This is a genomic window from Pseudomonas sp. B21-053 (genome assembly GCF_026016365.1).
Taxonomy (GTDB): Bacteria; Pseudomonadota; Gammaproteobacteria; order Pseudomonadales; family Pseudomonadaceae; genus Aquipseudomonas; species Aquipseudomonas nunensis.
Genome location: NZ_CP087205.1, coordinates 1,652,757 through 1,671,105, shown reverse-complemented (window position 1 = coordinate 1,671,105; position 18,349 = coordinate 1,652,757). Strand labels below are relative to the sequence as shown.

Sequence of the window (18,349 nt, the reverse complement as noted above, 5' to 3'; positions counted from 1 at the left end):
TAGCGTTTTCAAGCGGTTTTTCGGAAGACGAAGACCAGTCCGACAATGATCAGCAGCATGCCCAACACGCTCAACAGCGCCAGTCGATTACCAAAAATCAGATAATCCATCACCGCCGTCACCGCCGGCACCAGATAAAACAGGCTGGTGACGTTCACCAGATTGCCCCGGGCGATCAACCGATACAGCAGCAGCGTCGCCAACACCGACACCACCAAGCCCATCCACAACACCGGCACGACAAAACCTGCGCTGTGTTCAAAATGAAACGGCTGGAACGGTACGAAGATCCCGCAGACCAGCAAACCGGCCAGGTACTGCACCGGCAGCGTGCCGAGTGGATTGTCGGTGATTTGCTTCTGCATGATCGAACCGAAGGTCATGCTCGCCAGCGCCAGCAGCCCAAACAGCATCCCGGCCAGCGACATCCCGGCCAGCCCGATACCTTGGTAAACCACCATGATTAACCCGGCCAGCCCAAGCGCCAAGCCGAACATCCGGCTGAGCGAGCGCTGACGTTCCATGATCACCACGGTGAGGATCGGCTGCACGCCCATGATCGTCGCCATCACGCCGGGGGTGACCTTCAGGTCCAGGGCCAGCAGATAGAAAATCTGATAAGCCCCCAGCAGCACCACACCGGTGGCCATTGCGTACAACATCGGCCGGCCGCCCTTGGGCAGCTTCAGCTTGAGCAACGGCACCAGCAGCACCAACCCGCACAGGGCGATGACGAAGCGAAACAGCAGAAAGGCAAAGGGTGAAGCGTGGGCCAGACCCCATTTGGAGAAAATCGCCCCGCTGCTCCACAGCAGGACGAACAGGCTCGTGGACGCCGCCGCGAGCGCGGATTTTTTCGAAAGGACAAACATGAATACCACCTGTCATCAGGCAAATAAAAAGCCAACTCAGCCGAAGCTGAAGTTCAGTAGTTTTTTCAGACGGGCATGGGGGGAACAGCAGAGAAAGCTGATCAGCCCGAAATGCCAACGCCTGGCGGTGATACGACTGCGCACACCGGCGTGCTACTGACAGGAGGGGGGTAATGACTGATCTGCGCAGGCTGCTGAATCCCGCACGGCACGACGCCAGCGTTGACCGCTGAATCGACTACCGCGTTGATGTGGGATGCAGGCATGGGCTGATCTTTTTTGAGGGCCGTGCTGGGAAGCAGGCGAGCGCCGACTATAACCAACGCTCGACATGGATTGCAATGACTTGCCGCGAAGGCCCGGCGAGCCTGAACTGCGTACCTCTGGCGCGTGGCGACTCAAGGAGAGCCACGCGCCAGTCACACGGACTCAGACGTAACGTTTGTTGCCGCTGTTTTCCGGCGGATAGCCTTTGAACACAGCGGGGCCATCCATGGTGATCTCCAGTTTGTCACCCTTGCGCGACAGCCAAGGGGTCGCTTCACTGGTGCTCTTGGAGGTCTTGCCGGACGGGCTCAGCTCAATGTGATCCAGATCGATTTCGATCAGGCCGATCACGTAGGTGTAAATCGCGCTGCTGAAAAAACCGTCCTTGAACTCGAAAGCGCACTCGACCACCTGGTCGCCGTATTCCATGCGCATCTTCGGTTTCAGCGATGCCACCGAAACTGCCCCGTTGTCCACGGCGGAGTAAACGCTGCAGACCAGCGCAACCTTGCCGCCCATGCGCTGGGAGATGGCAGGGTTGATGTCGACCGTTTCTATGCCCGGCGCAGATGCGCTCGCGCTGACCACGTCGCCAGTGTGGAAAACGAACGGATCGACGTCAAACGCACCGCTCTTGTCGGGCGCCTGAATGATGGACATCCGGCCATCCGGTCGAAGAATGCCGATCCTCAGGTCGAGATCATCGTTGTCCTCGCCATCGCCGTTATCAATCCAAGTCGCGCTGACCCGGATGACCTTTGGTGCGGACGGGCCTTTTTCCAATGACACCTTGTGGCTGGTGCCAGGCTTGTCCAGGGTGATAACGGACTTGGCGATGTTGACGGGTTTCGGCGCTGGCGTTGGCGAAACCGGCGGCGCAGATGGCGCTTCGTCATCCACCTCAATCCCGTAGAGACCGCAGAGCCCGGACAGGCCCGAAGCGAACCCCTGCCATACCGAACGCGCCTTGAGCTGGCCGTTTCGAACGTACAACTCAAGCACGATAATCCCGGTCTCTTGAGAGAACGAACCGGGCGCGAGCTCCAGGACCTGGTCGCCGACAATCACTTGTGCGCGCAGATCCTTCACCGCAGCAAAACCGCCGGCGCTGCCATCTTGTGTCAGGGTAATGGCGATCTTGGTGATACTGGCCGGCAGGCGGGACAGATCAAAGCCGATGCGGTGGCTGACGGTGCCACTTTGTGTGACCGGTGCGATAAACATGGCGGCACCGGACGCGTGTTCCGGCGCGTTGAAGAAAACCATGCCGCTGTCATCCGTCACCTTGCCGGTTTCGGTGACAAGGAAGGCCGTGAGGTTAACGTCCAGGTTGTCGCCGGCAGCATGAGTGACCACGACGTGCCCTTTGGGCAGATCGAGGGTGGTGTTTTCGCCGGGCTTGAGGGATTGATTCAATGGGAGTCGCCTATTCCATGGGGTGTATGGCAGCACACTGCATGTGTGCTGCGCCTTCATTGAGCAAGTGCGCGAGCCTGCCAAAGGAAAAGCCAGGCTTTCAGGGCGGTACCGCGGGGGGAGTTTAATCGCTTGCGTCGGTCTGTGGCGCTTTGTGTACGTTCTGGCCCGCATAAAAAAACCGCTCATACAGAGCGGTTTTTTGTTCAGTTGCCGGTTTTAACCAAACAGCCAATACCCCAACAACGTCAACACCACCACCGCCAGCACCGGCCGCAGTACGCGATAGGCCTTGGGATGACGGCGTTTCCACTGTTTCACCACACCGCTGAACTTGTCGCTGAAGTTCTTGCTCCAGGCGTAAGCCTGGTTGATCCCGCCAACGCGCTCATCATCCAGGTTCTGCGGAGCGGTGGCGCGGCCCAGCAGGCCACTGATCCAGCGGTTGATGCGGGTCATGACGCGATTACTCAGCGGTCGTTCGATGTCGCAGAACAGGATGACCCGGGTTTTCTCGGTTTCATTCTTGACCCAGTGCACGTAGGTCTCGTCGAACATCACGTCTTCGCCGTCACGCCAGGCGTAGACCTGACCGTCGACAAAGATGCGGCAATCGTCGGAGTTCGGGGTCGACAGGCCCAGGTGATAACGCAAGGAACCGGCGAACGGGTCGCGGTGCGGGTTCAGATGGCTGCCGCCCGGCAACAGGGCAAACATGGCGCCTTTGACGTTGGGGATGCTACTGACCAGCGCCACGGTTTTCGGGCACAAGGCTTCAGCCGATGGCAAGGGTTTGTCGTACCACTTGAGGTAGAAACGCTTCCAGCCCTTCTTGAAGAACGAGCCGAAACCGGCGTCGTTGTTCTTTTCGGCGGCGCGAATATAGCCTTCGTCGAACAGGTGCATGGCTTCGTCGCGGATGACTTCCCAGTTGTCCCGAAGCACGTCCAGTTCCGGGAACTTGCTGCGGTCCAGGTACGGTTTGGACGGAACGCCGGAGAACAGGTACATCAACGCGTTATAGGGCGCGAACAGCGCTGAATGGTTGACGAACTGCCGCAGGACCGGCAACCGTGCCTTGCCGCGCAAATGCACATAGAGCGTACTGCCGAGGAATAACAGCAACACCGACGCTTTCGCGGCCAGGGAAAAGGTCATCAACGACTCCTTGAGAATAAGCAACTTTGCACCGCGCCATTTACCCGACGTGGCAGCCGGCCATGATAACCACTACCGGCCCGGGGAAAAACCCACTTAACTGAAGATTCAGTGTTAAGGATTGCGCAACAAAGCACTTATTAACATAAGGTTCCTGAACGAAGGCTGACCCGCGTCAGCCTTCTGTTGCGAGATCAAAAACCAGATCAAAAGATCGCAGCCTTCGGCAGCTCCTACGCACCTGTGGGCGCCGCCGCAGGCTGCGATCTTTTGATTTTTCGATTACTGCTGGGTTTCTGCCTCCGTAAACAGATCACTGAACAACATGCTCGACAGATAACGCTCGCCGGAGTCCGGCAGAATCACAACTATAGTCTTGCCTTGCATTTCCGGGGTTTCGGCCAGGCGCACCGCCACTGCCATCGCTGCACCACACGAAATACCGCACAAAATCCCTTCTTCCTGCATCAGGCGCAGGGCCATGGCCTTGGATTCGTCATCGGTCACCAGTTCAACCCGGTCGACGATCGACAAATCGAGGTTTTTCGGTACAAAACCGGCACCAATGCCCTGGATCTTGTGCGGGCTCGGCTTGATCTCTTCACCGGCCAACTTCTGGGTAATCACCGGCGACGACACCGGCTCCACGGCTACCGAGAGAATCGGTTTGCCCTGGGTATTCTTGATATACCGCGAAACTCCAGTAATGGTTCCACCGGTTCCGACGCCTGCTACCAACACATCAACCGCGCCGTCGGTGTCGTTCCAGATTTCCGGGCCGGTGGTTTTTTCGTGGATGGCCGGGTTGGCCGGGTTGTCGAACTGCGCCGGCATGAAGTATTTGGCCGGGTCGCTGGCGAGAATTTCCGCAGCCTTTTCGATCGCACCCTTCATGCCCTTGGCCGGCTCGGTCAGCACCAGTTCAGCCCCCAGGGCCTTGAGCACCTTGCGCCGTTCGATACTCATGGACGCCGGCATGGTCAGCATCAGCTTGTAACCACGGGCGGCGGCGACAAACGCCAGGCCGATGCCGGTGTTGCCCGAAGTCGGCTCCACAATGGTCATGCCAGGCTTGAGTTTGCCGGTGCTTTCGGCGTCCCAGATCATGTTCGCGCCGATCCGGCATTTGACCGAGTAACCGGGGTTGCGCCCCTCGATCTTGGCCAGGATGGTCACGCCGCGAGGCGCGATACGGTTGATCTGTACCAGCGGCGTATTGCCGATGGAATGGGCGTTGTCAGCAAAAATACGACTCATGGCTGGGTCCTTATGCAGCGTTGAATAAGCGTTCAAAGGTATGCCTGTTGCCGATGGTCGTCCAGTCAGGTCGAACGTCCGGTAACGCCCGTAGTCAATGGCTGTACACCGCCAAGGAATTGCCATCATGAAGCGTCGATACAGTTGGCCCCTATGGACCGTTGCCGGCCTCGTTGTACTGCTGGTTGCCCTGGACATTGCCCTGCCCTACCTGGTGCGCAATTATCTCAACGACAAGCTGGCCGACATGGGCGATTACCGTGGCCAGGTCACCGACGTGGACCTCGCCCTGTGGCGCGGCGCCTACAAAATCAACGGGCTAAAGATCGTCAAGGTCGACGGCAAAGTCCCCGTCCCCTTCGTTACCGCGCCGCTGATCGACCTTTCGGTCAGTTGGCATTCGCTCTGGTACGACCATGCCGTGGTGGCCGAGGTGCAGTTCATCCAGCCCGAGGTGAACTTCGTCGATGGCGGTGCCAACAAGCAGAACTCCCAGACCGGTCGCGGCACCGACTGGCGCGCTCAATTGAGCAAACTGCTGCCGATCACCCTGAACGAAGTGCGGATCGACGACGGCAAAATCAGCTTTCGAAACTTCAGCTCCAGCCCACCGGTAAACATGAACGCCACCCAGGTCAACGCCACCCTCTATAACCTGACTAACGTGGTCGACACCGAAGGCAAGCGCGACGCCCGCTTCGATGGCAAGGCCCTGCTACTGGGCCACGCCCCGCTGGAATCCACCGCGACCTTCGATCCCTTGAGCAACTTCGAAGACTTCGAATTCCGCCTGCGCGCCAAGGACATCGAACTCAAGCGCATGAACGACTTCGCCTCGGCCTACGGCAAATTCGACTTCAACGCCGGTCACGGCGATGTGGTGATCGAAGCCGAAGCCAACAAAGGCCAGCTCAAGGGCTACATCAAACCGCTGCTGCGCGACGTCGAAGTGTTCAATTGGCAACAGGACGTCGAGAACAAGAACAAAGGCATCTTGCGCTCGGTCTGGGAAGCCATCGTCGGCAGCACCGAAACCGTGTTGAAAAACCAGCGCAAGAACCAGTTCGCCACCAAAGTCGAACTCAGCGGCAACGTACACCAGCAAGATATCAGCGCCTTCCAGGCGTTTTTGCAGATTTTGCGCAATGGTTTCGTCCAGGCGTTCAATGCGCGGTATGAACAGCCGAAGCCGGATGCGGGTTAAGGTTTGCGCGTGACGGTATAGCGGCCCGTTTCCTCCGCCGCCATCGTTGAAGGTTGTCGTTGCAAGGAATCCCAGCCCAGGCAGGCCAGGGCCAATGACTTTGGCACCGCTTCGCGTCCGCTGCTGTAGCGACTGATACTTCGAGCACTGACACCCAGCGCTTCGGCTGCTTGATTCAAAGGCAACCCCGTGCGGGCACGCCAGTCGATGAAAATGCGGGTGTTTTCGTCAGCCGAGTTCTGCGCGAGGGCGTCCAGATACAAAGAATCCGCGCCAATCTGAATATCCGGCTCAACCCATTCCACCGTCCAGCCATCATCGCCAAGCGTTGCACCCTCAAAGACGCGAACCTCAAGCAACGGTTGCAACCCTGGATAGGCGTGTAAATCGCGGCTCAAATTCAGCGTCAACTGTTGCCCATCGATAAAGGTCAACGCCAGGCGGTACTCCGGCAAAGCCTTTACAGCCTTCAACCGTGGTCGCTTCATGGGTAACATCGTTTCCAGTCCTCCAGCAATTGCACCTGATGAGTTCCCACCCATTCCAATGCTTCCCTGATAATCAGCGGTGGCGCCCTTCCTGCCATCACTTCGACGGTTTCAAGGCTAAGCATCACGTCCAGCCCGCCACCGGTCAGATGGACATGCGGCGGTGGATGATCCTTCTCACGCAACTGAATACGGTATTTGTCGCGAAATCGGTATTTAGTAGACATGCCACAAAGCCTATCGCCAAATCGGCGATACCTGAATGCTGGCCTTGCGCCGAGACTGAGTCAAGATGTGACGCCCCATTCAGAGACTGAATAACCCGTCTGCGTTCACAGTCGACCGGGCAGCGCGTTATAGTCGGGCATCACATTTATTCCGTCCCGCCCTGCCCGTTCAGGTCGGCGCTACCGTTCGAGGATTAGCAGATGAAGTTCGAAGGCACCCAGGCCTACGTCGCCACCGATGACCTGAAGCTGGCGGTCAACGCCGCCATCACCCTGGAGCGTCCGCTGCTGGTCAAGGGCGAGCCGGGCACTGGCAAGACGATGCTGGCCGAGCAACTCGCCGAGTCCTTTGGCGCCAAGTTGATTACCTGGCACATCAAGTCCACGACCAAGGCGCATCAAGGCCTGTACGAGTACGACGCGGTCAGCCGCCTGCGCGACTCGCAACTGGGCACGGAAAAGGTTCACGACGTTCGCAACTACCTGAAAAAGGGCAAGCTGTGGGAAGCCTTCGAGTCCGACGAGCGGGTGATCCTGCTGATCGACGAAATCGACAAGGCGGACATCGAGTTCCCGAATGACTTGCTGCAAGAACTCGACAAGATGGAGTTCTACGTTTACGAGATCGACGAGACCATCAAGGCGAAGAAACGCCCGATCATCATCATTACCTCCAACAACGAGAAAGAGCTTCCGGACGCGTTCCTGCGCCGCTGCTTCTTCCACTACATCGCCTTCCCGGATCGCGTGACGATGCAGCGGATCGTCGACGTGCACTACCCGGACATCAAGAAAGACCTGGTCAGCGAAGCGCTGGACGTGTTCTTCGACGTGCGCAAAGTGCCGGGCCTGAAGAAGAAGCCGTCGACTTCGGAACTGGTGGACTGGCTGAAATTGCTGATGGCCGACAACATCGGCGAAGCGGTGCTGCGCGAACGTGATCCGACCAAGGCTATCCCGCCGCTGGCCGGAGCCCTGGTGAAGAACGAACAGGACGTGCAACTGCTTGAGCGTCTGGCGTTCATGAGCCGTCGCGGCTCTCGCTAAGTATCGCTTTTTTTAACAAAAGCGGAGGCGATCGCCATGCTGCTCAACCTGTTCAATGAAATGCGCGCCGCCAAGGTGCCGGTCTCGGTGCGCGAGCTGCTGGACCTGATCAACGCGCTGAAACAGCGCGTGGTCTTCGCCGACATGGACGAGTTTTATTACTTGGCCCGGGCGATCCTGGTGAAGGACGAAAAGCATTTCGACAAGTTCGACCGGGCCTTCGGTGCCTACTTCAATGGCCTGGAAAAACTCGACGACCATCTTCAGGCGTTGATTCCCGAAGACTGGCTGCGAAAGGAATTCGAGCGCTCCCTGAGCGATGAAGAGCGGGCGCAGATCCAGTCCCTCGGCGGCCTCGACAAGCTGATCGAAGAGTTCAAGAAACGCCTCGAAGAACAGAAGGAACGCCACGCCGGCGGCAACAAGTGGATCGGCACCGGCGGCACCAGCCCATTTGGCTCCGGCGGTTTCAACCCTGAAGGCATCCGGGTCGGCGATGCCGGCAAGCGCCAGGGCAAAGCGGTCAAGGTCTGGGATCAGCGCGAGTACAAGAACCTCGACGATTCGGTGGAACTCGGCACGCGCAACATCAAGGTCGCCCTGCGCCGTCTGCGCAAGTTTGCTCGTCAGGGTGCGGCGGAAGAGCTGGATATCGATGGCACCATCGACCACACCGCCCGCGATGCCGGCCTGCTGAACATCCAGATGCGACCGGAACGACGCAACACCGTCAAGTTGCTGCTGCTGTTCGACATCGGCGGCTCGATGGACGCCCACGTGAAGATCTGCGAAGAATTGTTCTCGGCCTGCAAGACCGAGTTCAAGCATCTGGAGTACTTCTACTTCCACAACTTCGTGTACGAGTCGGTGTGGAAGAACAACATGCGCCGCACCTCCGAGCGTTTTTCGACTCAGGATCTGCTGCACAAGTACGGCGCCGACTACAAAGTGATCTTCATCGGTGACGCGGCCATGGCGCCCTACGAAATCACCCAGGCTGGCGGCAGCGTCGAGCACTGGAACGAAGAGCCGGGCTATCTGTGGATGCAGCGTTTCATGGAGAAGTACAAGAAGCTCATCTGGATTAACCCGTATCCGAAAGATACCTGGGGCTATACCTCGTCAACCAATATCGTGCGGGATTTGATTGAAGACCGGATGTATCCGCTGACGTTGCGGGGGTTGGAGGAAGGGATGCGGTTTCTTTCCAAGTAATCTTTTTTGTTGCCTGTCAGGGCCCCTTCGCGAGCAAGCCCGCTCCCACATTGTCTTGCGCAAGTCAGTGTGGGAGCGGGCTTGCTCGCGAAGCTTTTAGCGGCCTGAAAATCGCCGCAGATAGGCGACCTGCTCCCGATGCGCCACATCCTGCACCACCGGCCGCAACCTTACCTTGGCCCCTGGCAAACACTGCGCCAGCCGTGCCAGCGCCAACGGCGTCAACGCGCCCAATCGCGGATAACCGCCGATGGTCTGCCGATCATTGAGCAACACAATCGGCTGTCCGTCCGGCGGCACCTGCACCGCGCCGAGCGGGATGCCTTCGGAGATCATCGGTTTGCCCTGATATTCCAGCGCCGTGCCCAGCAGGCGAATGCCCATGCGGTCGGCACGGCTGTCCAGCGACCAGACGCTGTTGAACGCGTCGAACAGGCTTTGCCCGCTGAATGCGCCAATCTGCGCACCGAGCACCAGGTCCAGCGGCGTATCGAGTTTGAAGTCCGGGACATGCTCCTGCGGTAACTCCCGCAGCAGGATTAACGGACTGCCCGAATAACTCAGCTGCGCTTCCTTGGCCAACGGCCGCCCCATGCCATCGAGCCCGCCGAGTTCCTCACGGACCACCGTCGCACTGCTGCCCAATACCTTCGGCGCATCAAACCCGCCCGGTGCGGCGAGATAGGCCCGCGCGCCCAGCAACGGCTGAGTGAACTGCAAGCGCTGACCTTTTTGCAGCCGGAAGCTGCGCCACGGCGCCAATGCCTCGCCATTCACTTGCGCACCCAAGTCCGCTCCGGCCAGCGCCAGCACGCAATCTTCCTCGGCCACCACGCTGAGTCCGCCGAGGGTGATTTCGATCACCGGCGCATCCAGCCCATTGCCCAGCAGCCAATTGGCCCACGACATCGAGCGCCAATCCAGCCCGCCGCCCTGGGTCACGCCCAGATGCCGCACGCCGAATCGTCCCGCGTCCTGCAACAGGCACAGCGGCGTACTCGCTTCAATTCTCAGTCGGCTCATGCCTGGGCCTCCAGTGGCGTGTCGTCGCCGCCCAGGTTGATGAACTCAGCGTGGCTGACGGCTTCGAAGCGCACCGTGTCGCCGGGCTGCATCAAGCTGTAGCCGTCGCGTTCGCGGTCGAACAGTTTGGCCGGGGTGCGGCCGATCAGGTTCCAGCCGCCGGGGGACACCACCGGGTAAGCGGCGGTTTGCCGCTCGGCAATGCCCACACTCCCCGCTGCCACTTTCTTACGCGGCGTATTCAGACGTGGCGCGGCGAGGACTTCTTCCACCAGGCCCATGAAGGCAAATCCCGGCGCGAAGCCCAACGCGAACACCTGATACTCGCGCTCGCTGTGACGACGAATCACCTCGTCCACCGCCAAGCCGCTGCGTTGCGACAACAGGCTCAATTCCGGACCGACACTCAAGTCATACCAGACCGGCAGCACATGGCATTTGCCCGTGGTGCTGGCGTTGGGCGACAGATCGATCAACGCCTCGGCAATCAATTCCCGCGCCTGGGCCGGACTCAGCGCGGTCAGGTCGTAATGCACCATCAACGTCGTATAAGACGGCACCAGATCGATCAAATGCCCGGCAAACGCGGCCCGCAGACTTTCGCTGGCGGCGAGCATCCACGGCATGTTGGCTTCGGCGATTTCATCGAACAGGCGCACCATCAGGCAGTCCAGCGCCACCACTTCTACCCTTGGTTTCATGACGCGCTCTGCTGATTCAAGGCCTGGCGAATACGCTGCACGGCGGCCACCGAACTGGCGTTGTCGCCGTGCACGCATAAGGTGTTGGCCTGCAAATGCAAGGCGCTGCCGTCATTGGCCATGAGGTGATCGCCACGGGCAATGATCAGTGCCTGTTCGATGATTTTTTCCGGATCGTGATGCACCGCGCCCGGCAGTTGCCGTGAAACCAGCATGCCGGCGCTGTCGTAGGCGCGGTCGGCGAAGGCTTCGAACCACAGGGTCACGCCGTATTCATCGCCCAATTGCTGCGCGGCGCTGTTGTCGCGGGTGGCCATCAACATCAGCGGCAAGGTGCGGTCATAGGCGGCGACGGCCTGAATCACCGCACGCAATTGCGCCGGGTTGGCCATCATGTCGTTGTACATCGCGCCGTGGGGTTTGACGTAGCTGACTTTGCCACCCTGGGCCCGGCAGATGCCGTCGAGGGCGCCGATCTGGTAATGCAGGATGTCTTGCAGTTCCTGGGCGGTGTACGCCATGGAACGCCGGCCGAAGCCGACCAGATCCTGATAGGCCGGGTGCGCGCCGATCTGGACGCCGTGGCTCAGGGCCAGGCTGACGGTCTTGCGCATGATGCTCGGGTCGCCGGCATGAAAGCCGCAGGCGATGTTGGCGCAATCAATGAAGGGCATGACCTCGGCGTCCAGACCCATGGTCCAGTTGCCGAAGCTCTCGCCGATGTCGCAGTTCAATAGCAGGCGGCTCACGGTGAACACTCCTGTAGGCATATTCTTTTTTTACTGCCGGATAGATACGCAGCAGATTATCAGTTACTCGGCGTCCAGTTGCTTGCCGCGGGTTTCCGGCAGGCTCAAGGCTGCGAGGATCACCACCCCGTAGGACACCGCCGCAAACGCCCCGATGCCGACGCTCAGCGGCACTCTCTGGCTGAGCAAGCCGATCAACAGTGGAAACAACGCGGCCAGCGCCCGACCGATGTTGTAGCAAAAACCCTGGCCCGAACCGCGAATCCGCGTCGGGAACAACTCAGTCAGGAATGCGCCCATGCCACTGAAAATCCCCGAGGCGAAGAAGCCCAGCGGGAAGCCCAGCCACAGCATCACCGCGTTACTGACCGGCAATTGGGTGTAGAGCAAAACGATGGTGAATGAGCCGACAGCGAACAGGATGAAGTTCTTCTTGCGACCGAGGATGTCGGTCAAATAGGCGCTGATGACGTAGCCGATGTAGGAACCGACGATCACCATCGCCAGATAACCGCTGGTGTTGAGAACGCTCAAGCCGCGCTCGTTCTTCAGGAAAGTCGGCAGCCACGAGGTAATCGCGTAGTAACCGCCGAGTGCGCCGGTGGTCAGCACCGAAGCGCGGATGGTGGTGAAGAGGATCCCGGGGGCGAAGATCTCGTAGAACTTCGCCGGGTTGCTCGGCTCTTGCTTGGCCTTGGCTTCGCGATAGATTTCCGGGTCCTTGACCAGGCGGCGGACGAAAATCACGAAAATCGCCGGGACGATGCCGAGGATGAATAGCGCACGCCAGGCGTCTTCCGGCGGCAGTACCGAGAACAACAGCGCATACAAAATCGCCGTCAGGCCCCAACCCAGCGCCCAGCCCGATTGCACCATGCCCACCGCTTTGCCACGGTCCTTGGCGCGAATCACTTCGCCCATCAGCACTGCGCCGGCGGTCCATTCGCCGCCGAAACCGAAGCCCATCAAGGTGCGGCTGATCAACAGTTGTTCGTAGTTTTGCGCGAAGCCGCAGAGGAAGGTGAAGAAGGCAAACCACAGCACGGTCAGTTGCAAGGTGCGCACGCGACCGATGCGGTCGGAGAGAATCCCCGCCACCCAGCCGCCGATGGCCGAGGCGATCAAGGTGCTGGTGTGAATCAGCCCCGCTTCACCGGTGGTAATGCCCCACATGGCAATCAGGGTTGGCACCACGAAGCTGAGCATCTGGGTGTCCATGCCGTCCAGGCCATAGCCGATCTTGCAGCTCCAAAAGGTGCGGCGTTCCTGCTTGTTGATGTTGCGATACCAGTCGAAAGGTCCCGGGCGAGTTGTAGCCTTGGGGATGTCGAGGGTGTCGGGCGCACTCATGGCAAGTCTCCGTACATATTTTATTGGTATTGTTCTGAGCCCCGACGACGCCTATCGTGGGAACCGGATGGCCTGATTTTTGGGCGCCCGGCCCTGCGGCGTCCAACTAATAAAAACCCGCCCTAGACATAAGAATTCTTTATCCCCGAGCAAATCCCATGAATTTGAAGTTCCTCGAGACCTTTGTCTGGGTCGCCCGACTCAAGAGTTTTCGCCTGACTGCGGACAAGCTCTTCACCACCCAGGCGTCGATTTCCAGCCGCATCGCGGTGCTCGAAAGCGAGCTAGGGGTGAAGCTGTTCCTGCGCGACTCCCGGGGTGTGAGCCTGACGCCCGAAGGCTTGAAAGTGCTCGAATACGCCGAGCAGATGATGGACACCATGCAGGCGCTCAAGCAGTCGATCGAGACCCGATCAAGCAAGGTCGGGCGGGTGCGCATCGGGGTGATGGACACGGTGATTCACACTTGGCTGAGCCCGTTGGTGGCGCAGATGATGGATCACTATCCGCTGGTAGAAATCGAGCTGGTGGCGGATACGTCGCTTAACCTCTGCGATCAGCTGCAAAAAGGCTTTCTCGACCTGATCCTGCAAACCGACCTGCTGCGCCAGGAATCCGTGCGCAGCCTGGAACTCGCCAGCCACCCGATGGGCTGGATCGTCGCCAGCAATTCCATCTACAACCGCGAGTATTCAGGCGTGGCCGACCTGGCCCGCGAGCGGATCATCACCTATTCGAAAAACTCCCATCCGCATCAGGACGTTCTGGCGTTGATGCAGGCCAACGGCGTGATGACGCCACGGCTGAACTGCGTGAACTCGGTGTCGGCGATTACCCGGTTGCTGCGGGACGGCTTTGGCATTGGCGCGTTACCGCCGGTGCTGGTGGCCGAGGAACTGGCGCGGGGGGAGTTGACCTTGCTGGCGATCGACCAACGGCCACCGAATTTGCAGGTGGTGGTGTCGTGGCGAGTCGGGGTGGAATGGGTCGAGGAGATTGTGACGTTGTGTCAGCAGGTGCTGGAGGGGTATGCGCGGAAGGTGGGTGACGGTTACATCGTTTTAGCTCATTGATCGTTCCCACGCTCAGCGTGGGAACAATCAAAAATCAAAAGATCGCAGCCTCGTTTCACTCGACAGCTCCTACACAGCTCCTACAAGGGTTTGGCATTCTCCTGTAGGAGCTGTCGAGTGAAACGAGGCTGCGATCTTTGGCGGATCAAAGGCCGCGCACGTCCCGATCTTCGATCGGCCGGCTCTGGCGCAGGCGTTTGCCGCCCAGCACCACCCAGTCGATCAGCCGGAACAGGCATTCAATGCCGAACGACAGCAACAACGCGCCGCTCATGCCCCAGATCATCGCTTCCGGGGTCAGCAAAATCTGATAGCTGTAGCCATTCCAGGTTTCCTTGCGGATGTCCGGATCAGCGGCCAGCGCCACTTGCAGGAAGCGGATGTACCACGGGCCCTGCATGGCCTGGAACTGTTTATCGAGGGCAATCTGACGGATCAGCAGGTTGCTCAGGCTGTCCGCATCGCTGCGAAAGATCGGGTCTTCACTCGCCCGGTAATGCGCGACCAAGGCCTGCATATCGCCCTTGAAGAATTGATTGGCGGTGCCCTGGAACCCGCTCAAACCGGTCTGCGCCTCAATCAGGTGCGCTTCGACCCGCTTGGCGTAGTCGCTGATGAACCCCGGCACCTGGACACCGATCAACAGGCCCGCCGCAAACAACACCAGCCGTAGATAACTGAGCAACATGGGGGTAAGTCCTTATTCGGTCTTGCCCTGGCTGACGCATTCGCCGCGTCGCCAGAGGCTCCATTGGCCCGGTTCGTAGCGGGTCCAGGTTTCGTTTTCGGTCAAAGGCTCGGTGGCGATCACCGTGACCACGTCGTTGGGCGTGGTTTCGGCCTGGAAGTCGACGATCACATCGACGTCCTTCAAGCGCGCCGGGCCGAACGGTGCGCGACGGGTGATCTGCGCCAGTTTGGTCGAGCAATAGCAGAACAGCCAGTCGCCGTCGCTGAGCAGGCAGTTGAACACGCCTTTGTTGCGGTATTCGGCGCAGGCAGCCACCAGGTCCGGCAGCAGTTCTTCGATTTCCACCGGTTCCGGGAACGCCGCACGCACGCGGTTGAGCAAGTCGCAGAACGCCGCTTCGCTGTCGGTATCGCCAACCGGGCGGTAAAAACTCTTGATCGGTTCGAAATCCGCGAGCTGTCCGTTGTGGGCGAAACACCAGTTACGGCCCCACAACTCGCGCACGAACGGGTGGGTGTTGGACAGGCAGACCTTGCCGACGTTGGCCTGGCGGATATGCCCGATCACCACTTCGCTCTTGATCGGGTAACGCTGCACCAGATTCGCGACTTCGGACTCGCAACTCGCCGCCGGGTCCTGGAACAGGCGCAGGCCACGGCCTTCATAGAAGGCGATGCCCCAACCGTCACGGTGCGGCCCGGTACGCCCGCCGCGCTGCATCAGCCCGGTGAAGCTGAACACGATATCGGTCGGGACATTGGCGCTCATGCCCAATAACTCACACATGCTCGGACTCTCGCTGAAAGGCAGGGGCAAAGTTACAAACGCGGTTCGATTCGCGAACGCTGGGGGTTGTTCGGGATCGGTGGACGGCCATAGCGATCGTCGCCGGCCACGCCGAACGGTTGCTCGTCTTCATAGTCGTCAGGCTTGATCGCGGCCTTGGCGGCGGCAGCCTGTTCCTTGCGGGCGTTGGCTGCGCGCTCGATGGGAAAGCGGATCAGCACGAAAATCAGGTACAGGCCAAAGGCGATCATGCCGTACATGAACAGGTCGGAAATCGCCCGCCAGGCGTTGTTGCCCACCTTGAACGCGAGGTCCAGGGCAGTAATGGCGATGGCCGGGGCGACTTTTTCCTTCACCGGGTCGATGATGGTCGGGCTGAACAGCAACACCGCCATCAGCAAACGCAGCGGCTCACGCAGGTAGCGCCACATCCAGCGGGTCAGGCGCATCCACACCAACAGGCAGCCTAAAGCGGCAAAGGCGTAGAGGCCCCAAGCGATCAGATAGTCGTTCTCGGTCATGGTGTCCATGGCAAGGCAGGCAAAGAGGCGCTTATAGTAACGACTTTTCGCCTGTCCGGCTTGTCCCAATACCAGCCTGCTATGCGCGGCCCCTGTGGGAGCGGGCTTGCTCGCGAAAGCGGTGTGCCAGACAACAGAAATGTTGAATGTGCCGGCCCCTTCGCGAGCAAGCCCGCTCCCACAAGGGTATGCAGCGGCATCAAGACCCGCGAAACCCTTTTTCCGACCATCGTCCGAGAGCCCTTCATGCCCTTATCCGCTAACGTCACCAGCGCCCCGATTGCCCGCAAGGCCGATGGGGTTGACCCGTATGCCTGGCTCCAGGAGCGCGACACCGACGCGGTGCTCGACTACCTGAAGGCTGAAAACAGCTACCAAGAGGCGCAAACCGCCGATCAGGCCGGGTTGCGCGAAACCCTGTTCGAAGAGATCAAGGGCCGGATTCTCGAAACCGACCTGTCCCTGCCCTCCCCGTGGGGACCGTATCTGTATTACACGCGCACCACGGCGGGTGACGAATACGCCCGACACTACCGCTGCCCGCGCCCGGCGGACGACAGCCTGGTCATCGACGAAAGCCAGGAACAACTGCTACTGGACCCGAACGAACTGGCCAATGGCGGCTTTTTCTCCCTCGGTGCCTTCAGCATCAGCCCGGACCACCAGCGCCTGGCCTACAGCCTCGACACCACGGGCGACGAGATTTACACGCTGTTCGTGAAGGAATTGTCCAACGGCCGTGTCAGCGAACTGGAATTCCAGGACTGCGACGGCAGCATGACCTGGGCCAACGACAGCGTGACGCTGTTCTTCGGCGAACTGGACGACACTCATCGCCCACACAAGCTGATGCGCTATCGACTGGATGGCACGGCGGCCGAAGAAGTGTTCCATGAGCCGGACGGCCGCTTCTTCCTGCATTGCTACCGTTCGAGTTCCGAACAGCAATTGCTACTGTCCCTGGGCAGCAAAACCACCAGTGAAGTCTGGGTGCTCGATGCTTTCCAGCCGCACCTGGCCTTTACCTGCCTGGCGCCACGGGTCGAGGACCACGAATACGACGTCGACCACGGCGCCCTCAATGGCGAATGGACCTGGTTCATCCGCACTAACCGCGACGGCATCAACTTCGCTCTGTACACCTCTCTCGATACCGGCGTGGCGCCGACCGAGGCCGACTGGCAGAACCTGATCCCGCACAGCGACACCGTGATGATCGAGGGTCTGAGCCTGAACGTCGAAGCCGTGACCCTGAGCCTGCGCGAAGGTGGCTTGCCGATTATCGAGGTTCGCCCACAAGGACTGGCGCCTTATCGCGTGCAATTGCCGGACGCGGCCTACAGCCTGCATGTGCAAAACAGCCTGGAATTCGTCAGCGACAGGATTCGCCTGCGTTACGAGGCGTTGAACCGTCCGGCGCAGGTTCGTCAGCTGGAACTGGCCACCGGCGAGCAGAAAGTCCTCAAGGAAACCCCGGTACTCGGCCCGTTCGACGCCGATGCCTACGTCAGTCAACGCCTGTGGGCCACGGCACCGGACGGTACGCAGGTGCCGATCAGCCTTGTCGTTAAACGCGAAGCCCTCGGCAGGCCGACGCCGCTTTATCTGTATGGCTACGGCGCTTATGGCGAAAGCCTCGACCCGTGGTTCTCCCATGCGCGCCTGAGTTTGCTGGATCGCGGCGTGGCGTTTGCCATCGCCCACGTGCGCGGCGGCGGTGAACTGGGGGAAGCCTGGTACCGCGCCGGCAAGCAGGAACACAAGCACAACACCTTCAGCGACTTCATCGCCTGCGCCGAGCATTTAATCGCCAATGGCTTTACCAGCCCGCAGCAATTGGCGATCAGCGGCGGCAGCGCCGGGGGTTTGCTGATCGGCGCGGTGCTCAATCAGCGTCCGGAGCTGTTCGCGGCGGCGATTGCCGAGGTGCCGTTTGTCGATGTGCTCAACACCATGCTCGACCCGGACCTGCCACTGACCGTCACCGAATACGACGAATGGGGCAATCCTGAAGAGCCGGACGTCTATGATCGGATCAAGGCCTACGCCCCGTACGAAAACGTGACTGCCCAGGCGTATCCGGCGACTCTGGTGATCGCCGGCTACAACGACAGTCGCGTGCAGTACTGGGAAGCGGCCAAGTGGGTGGCGAAATTGCGCGCGACCAAAACCGACGACAACCTCCTGCTGCTCAAGACCGAACTGGGCGCCGGGCATGGCGGGATGAGCGGGCGTTACCAGGGATTACGTGACGTAGCCCTCGAATACGCATTTGTTTTCCAGGTTTTGCGCATTGCGTGAGGA

19 protein-coding genes are annotated in these 18,349 nt (G+C 59.9%); 5 read left to right on the top strand and 14 right to left on the bottom strand.

Annotation, left to right across the window (positions count from 1 at the left end; genetic code table 11):
• Nucleotides 1-8: 8 nt before the first annotated feature.
• From LOY68_RS07680 to cysK, 5 genes are all read right to left on the bottom strand, one after another.
• Nucleotides 9-872 (bottom strand): DMT family transporter, encoded by an 864-nt coding sequence (locus tag LOY68_RS07680; RefSeq protein WP_265043947.1) that lies wholly within the window; start codon nt 870-872, stop codon nt 9-11.
• A gap of 101 nt (nt 873-973) precedes the next feature.
• Nucleotides 974-1,138 (bottom strand): hypothetical protein, encoded by a 165-nt coding sequence (locus tag LOY68_RS07675; RefSeq protein WP_177332722.1) that lies wholly within the window; start codon nt 1,136-1,138, stop codon nt 974-976.
• A gap of 163 nt (nt 1,139-1,301) precedes the next feature.
• A complete protein-coding gene (locus LOY68_RS07670) occupies nt 1,302-2,555 on the bottom strand; it encodes a TerD family protein (RefSeq protein ID WP_265043945.1) in 1,254 nt (417 codons plus the stop codon).
• 219 nt (nt 2,556-2,774) lie between these two features.
• Nucleotides 2,775-3,713, bottom strand: coding sequence for an aspartyl/asparaginyl beta-hydroxylase domain-containing protein (locus LOY68_RS07665; protein WP_265043943.1), 939 nt, complete (start codon nt 3,711-3,713; stop codon nt 2,775-2,777).
• Nucleotides 3,714-3,995: 282 nt separating this feature from the next.
• Entirely contained in the window at nt 3,996-4,970 is a 975-nt protein-coding gene (gene cysK / locus LOY68_RS07660; protein WP_265043941.1) for a cysteine synthase A, read from the bottom strand.
• A gap of 127 nt (nt 4,971-5,097) precedes the next feature.
• Here cysK and LOY68_RS07655 point away from each other — a divergent pair, with 127 nt between their 5' ends.
• Complete coding sequence (locus tag LOY68_RS07655; RefSeq protein ID WP_163908973.1) at nt 5,098-6,174, top strand: DUF748 domain-containing protein; 1,077 nt, start codon at nt 5,098-5,100, stop codon at nt 6,172-6,174.
• On the opposite strand, the gene LOY68_RS07650 is transcribed toward LOY68_RS07655, so the two are convergent.
• The gene (locus LOY68_RS07650; RefSeq protein WP_265043939.1) at nt 6,171-6,671 is read right to left on the bottom strand and encodes a DUF2442 domain-containing protein; all 501 of its coding nucleotides are present in this window, start codon (nt 6,669-6,671) and stop codon (nt 6,171-6,173) included. The genes LOY68_RS07655 and LOY68_RS07650 overlap by 4 nt on opposite strands.
• Nucleotides 6,659-6,889: a DUF4160 domain-containing protein gene (locus tag LOY68_RS07645; protein WP_123410597.1), complete on the bottom strand. Its 231-nt coding sequence runs from the start codon at nt 6,887-6,889 to the stop codon at nt 6,659-6,661. The genes LOY68_RS07650 and LOY68_RS07645 overlap by 13 nt, the downstream gene beginning before the upstream one ends.
• 201 nt (nt 6,890-7,090) lie before the next feature.
• On the opposite strand from LOY68_RS07645, the gene LOY68_RS07640 reads away from it, so the two are divergent.
• On the top strand, nt 7,091-7,936 hold the full coding sequence (locus LOY68_RS07640) for an AAA family ATPase (protein WP_163908972.1): 846 nt from the start codon (nt 7,091-7,093) through the stop codon (nt 7,934-7,936).
• Nucleotides 7,937-7,972: 36 nt separating this feature from the next.
• Nucleotides 7,973-9,151: a vWA domain-containing protein gene (locus LOY68_RS07635; RefSeq protein WP_054049045.1), complete on the top strand. Its 1,179-nt coding sequence runs from the start codon at nt 7,973-7,975 to the stop codon at nt 9,149-9,151.
• Nucleotides 9,152-9,247: 96 nt separating this feature from the next.
• Here LOY68_RS07635 and LOY68_RS07630 read toward each other — a convergent pair whose 3' ends face one another.
• The 4 genes from LOY68_RS07630 to LOY68_RS07615 all read right to left on the bottom strand — a co-directional run bounded on the left by LOY68_RS07630 (nt 9,248) and on the right by LOY68_RS07615 (nt 12,974).
• Nucleotides 9,248-10,174, bottom strand: coding sequence for a biotin-dependent carboxyltransferase family protein (locus tag LOY68_RS07630; protein ID WP_265043936.1), 927 nt, complete (start codon nt 10,172-10,174; stop codon nt 9,248-9,250).
• The gene (locus LOY68_RS07625) at nt 10,171-10,875 is read right to left on the bottom strand and encodes a 5-oxoprolinase subunit B family protein (protein WP_163908970.1); all 705 of its coding nucleotides are present in this window, start codon (nt 10,873-10,875) and stop codon (nt 10,171-10,173) included. The genes LOY68_RS07630 and LOY68_RS07625 overlap by 4 nt, the downstream gene beginning before the upstream one ends.
• Entirely contained in the window at nt 10,872-11,624 is a 753-nt protein-coding gene (locus LOY68_RS07620; RefSeq protein ID WP_163908969.1) for a 5-oxoprolinase subunit PxpA, read from the bottom strand. The genes LOY68_RS07625 and LOY68_RS07620 overlap by 4 nt, the downstream gene beginning before the upstream one ends.
• 63 nt (nt 11,625-11,687) lie before the next feature.
• Nucleotides 11,688-12,974 (bottom strand): MFS transporter, encoded by a 1,287-nt coding sequence (locus LOY68_RS07615; protein WP_265043933.1) that lies wholly within the window; start codon nt 12,972-12,974, stop codon nt 11,688-11,690.
• Between the two features lie 158 nt (nt 12,975-13,132).
• Here LOY68_RS07615 and LOY68_RS07610 point away from each other — a divergent pair, with 158 nt between their 5' ends.
• Nucleotides 13,133-14,047 (top strand): LysR family transcriptional regulator, encoded by a 915-nt coding sequence (locus LOY68_RS07610; RefSeq protein WP_163908968.1) that lies wholly within the window; start codon nt 13,133-13,135, stop codon nt 14,045-14,047.
• Nucleotides 14,048-14,192: 145 nt separating this feature from the next.
• Here LOY68_RS07610 and LOY68_RS07605 read toward each other — a convergent pair whose 3' ends face one another.
• From LOY68_RS07605 to LOY68_RS07595, 3 genes are read right to left on the bottom strand one after another with little or no spacing between them, the layout of a single operon-like run.
• Entirely contained in the window at nt 14,193-14,735 is a 543-nt protein-coding gene (locus LOY68_RS07605) for a DUF2937 family protein (protein WP_265043930.1), read from the bottom strand.
• 12 nt (nt 14,736-14,747) lie between these two features.
• Nucleotides 14,748-15,524: a class II glutamine amidotransferase gene (locus LOY68_RS07600; protein WP_265043928.1), complete on the bottom strand. Its 777-nt coding sequence runs from the start codon at nt 15,522-15,524 to the stop codon at nt 14,748-14,750.
• 32 nt (nt 15,525-15,556) lie between these two features.
• Nucleotides 15,557-16,054, bottom strand: coding sequence for an MFS transporter (locus LOY68_RS07595; RefSeq protein ID WP_163908967.1), 498 nt, complete (start codon nt 16,052-16,054; stop codon nt 15,557-15,559).
• Between the two features lie 237 nt (nt 16,055-16,291).
• On the opposite strand from LOY68_RS07595, the gene LOY68_RS07590 reads away from it, so the two are divergent.
• Entirely contained in the window at nt 16,292-18,346 is a 2,055-nt protein-coding gene (locus LOY68_RS07590) for a S9 family peptidase (RefSeq protein ID WP_265043925.1), read from the top strand.
• The last annotated feature ends 3 nt before the right edge of the window (nt 18,347-18,349 follow it).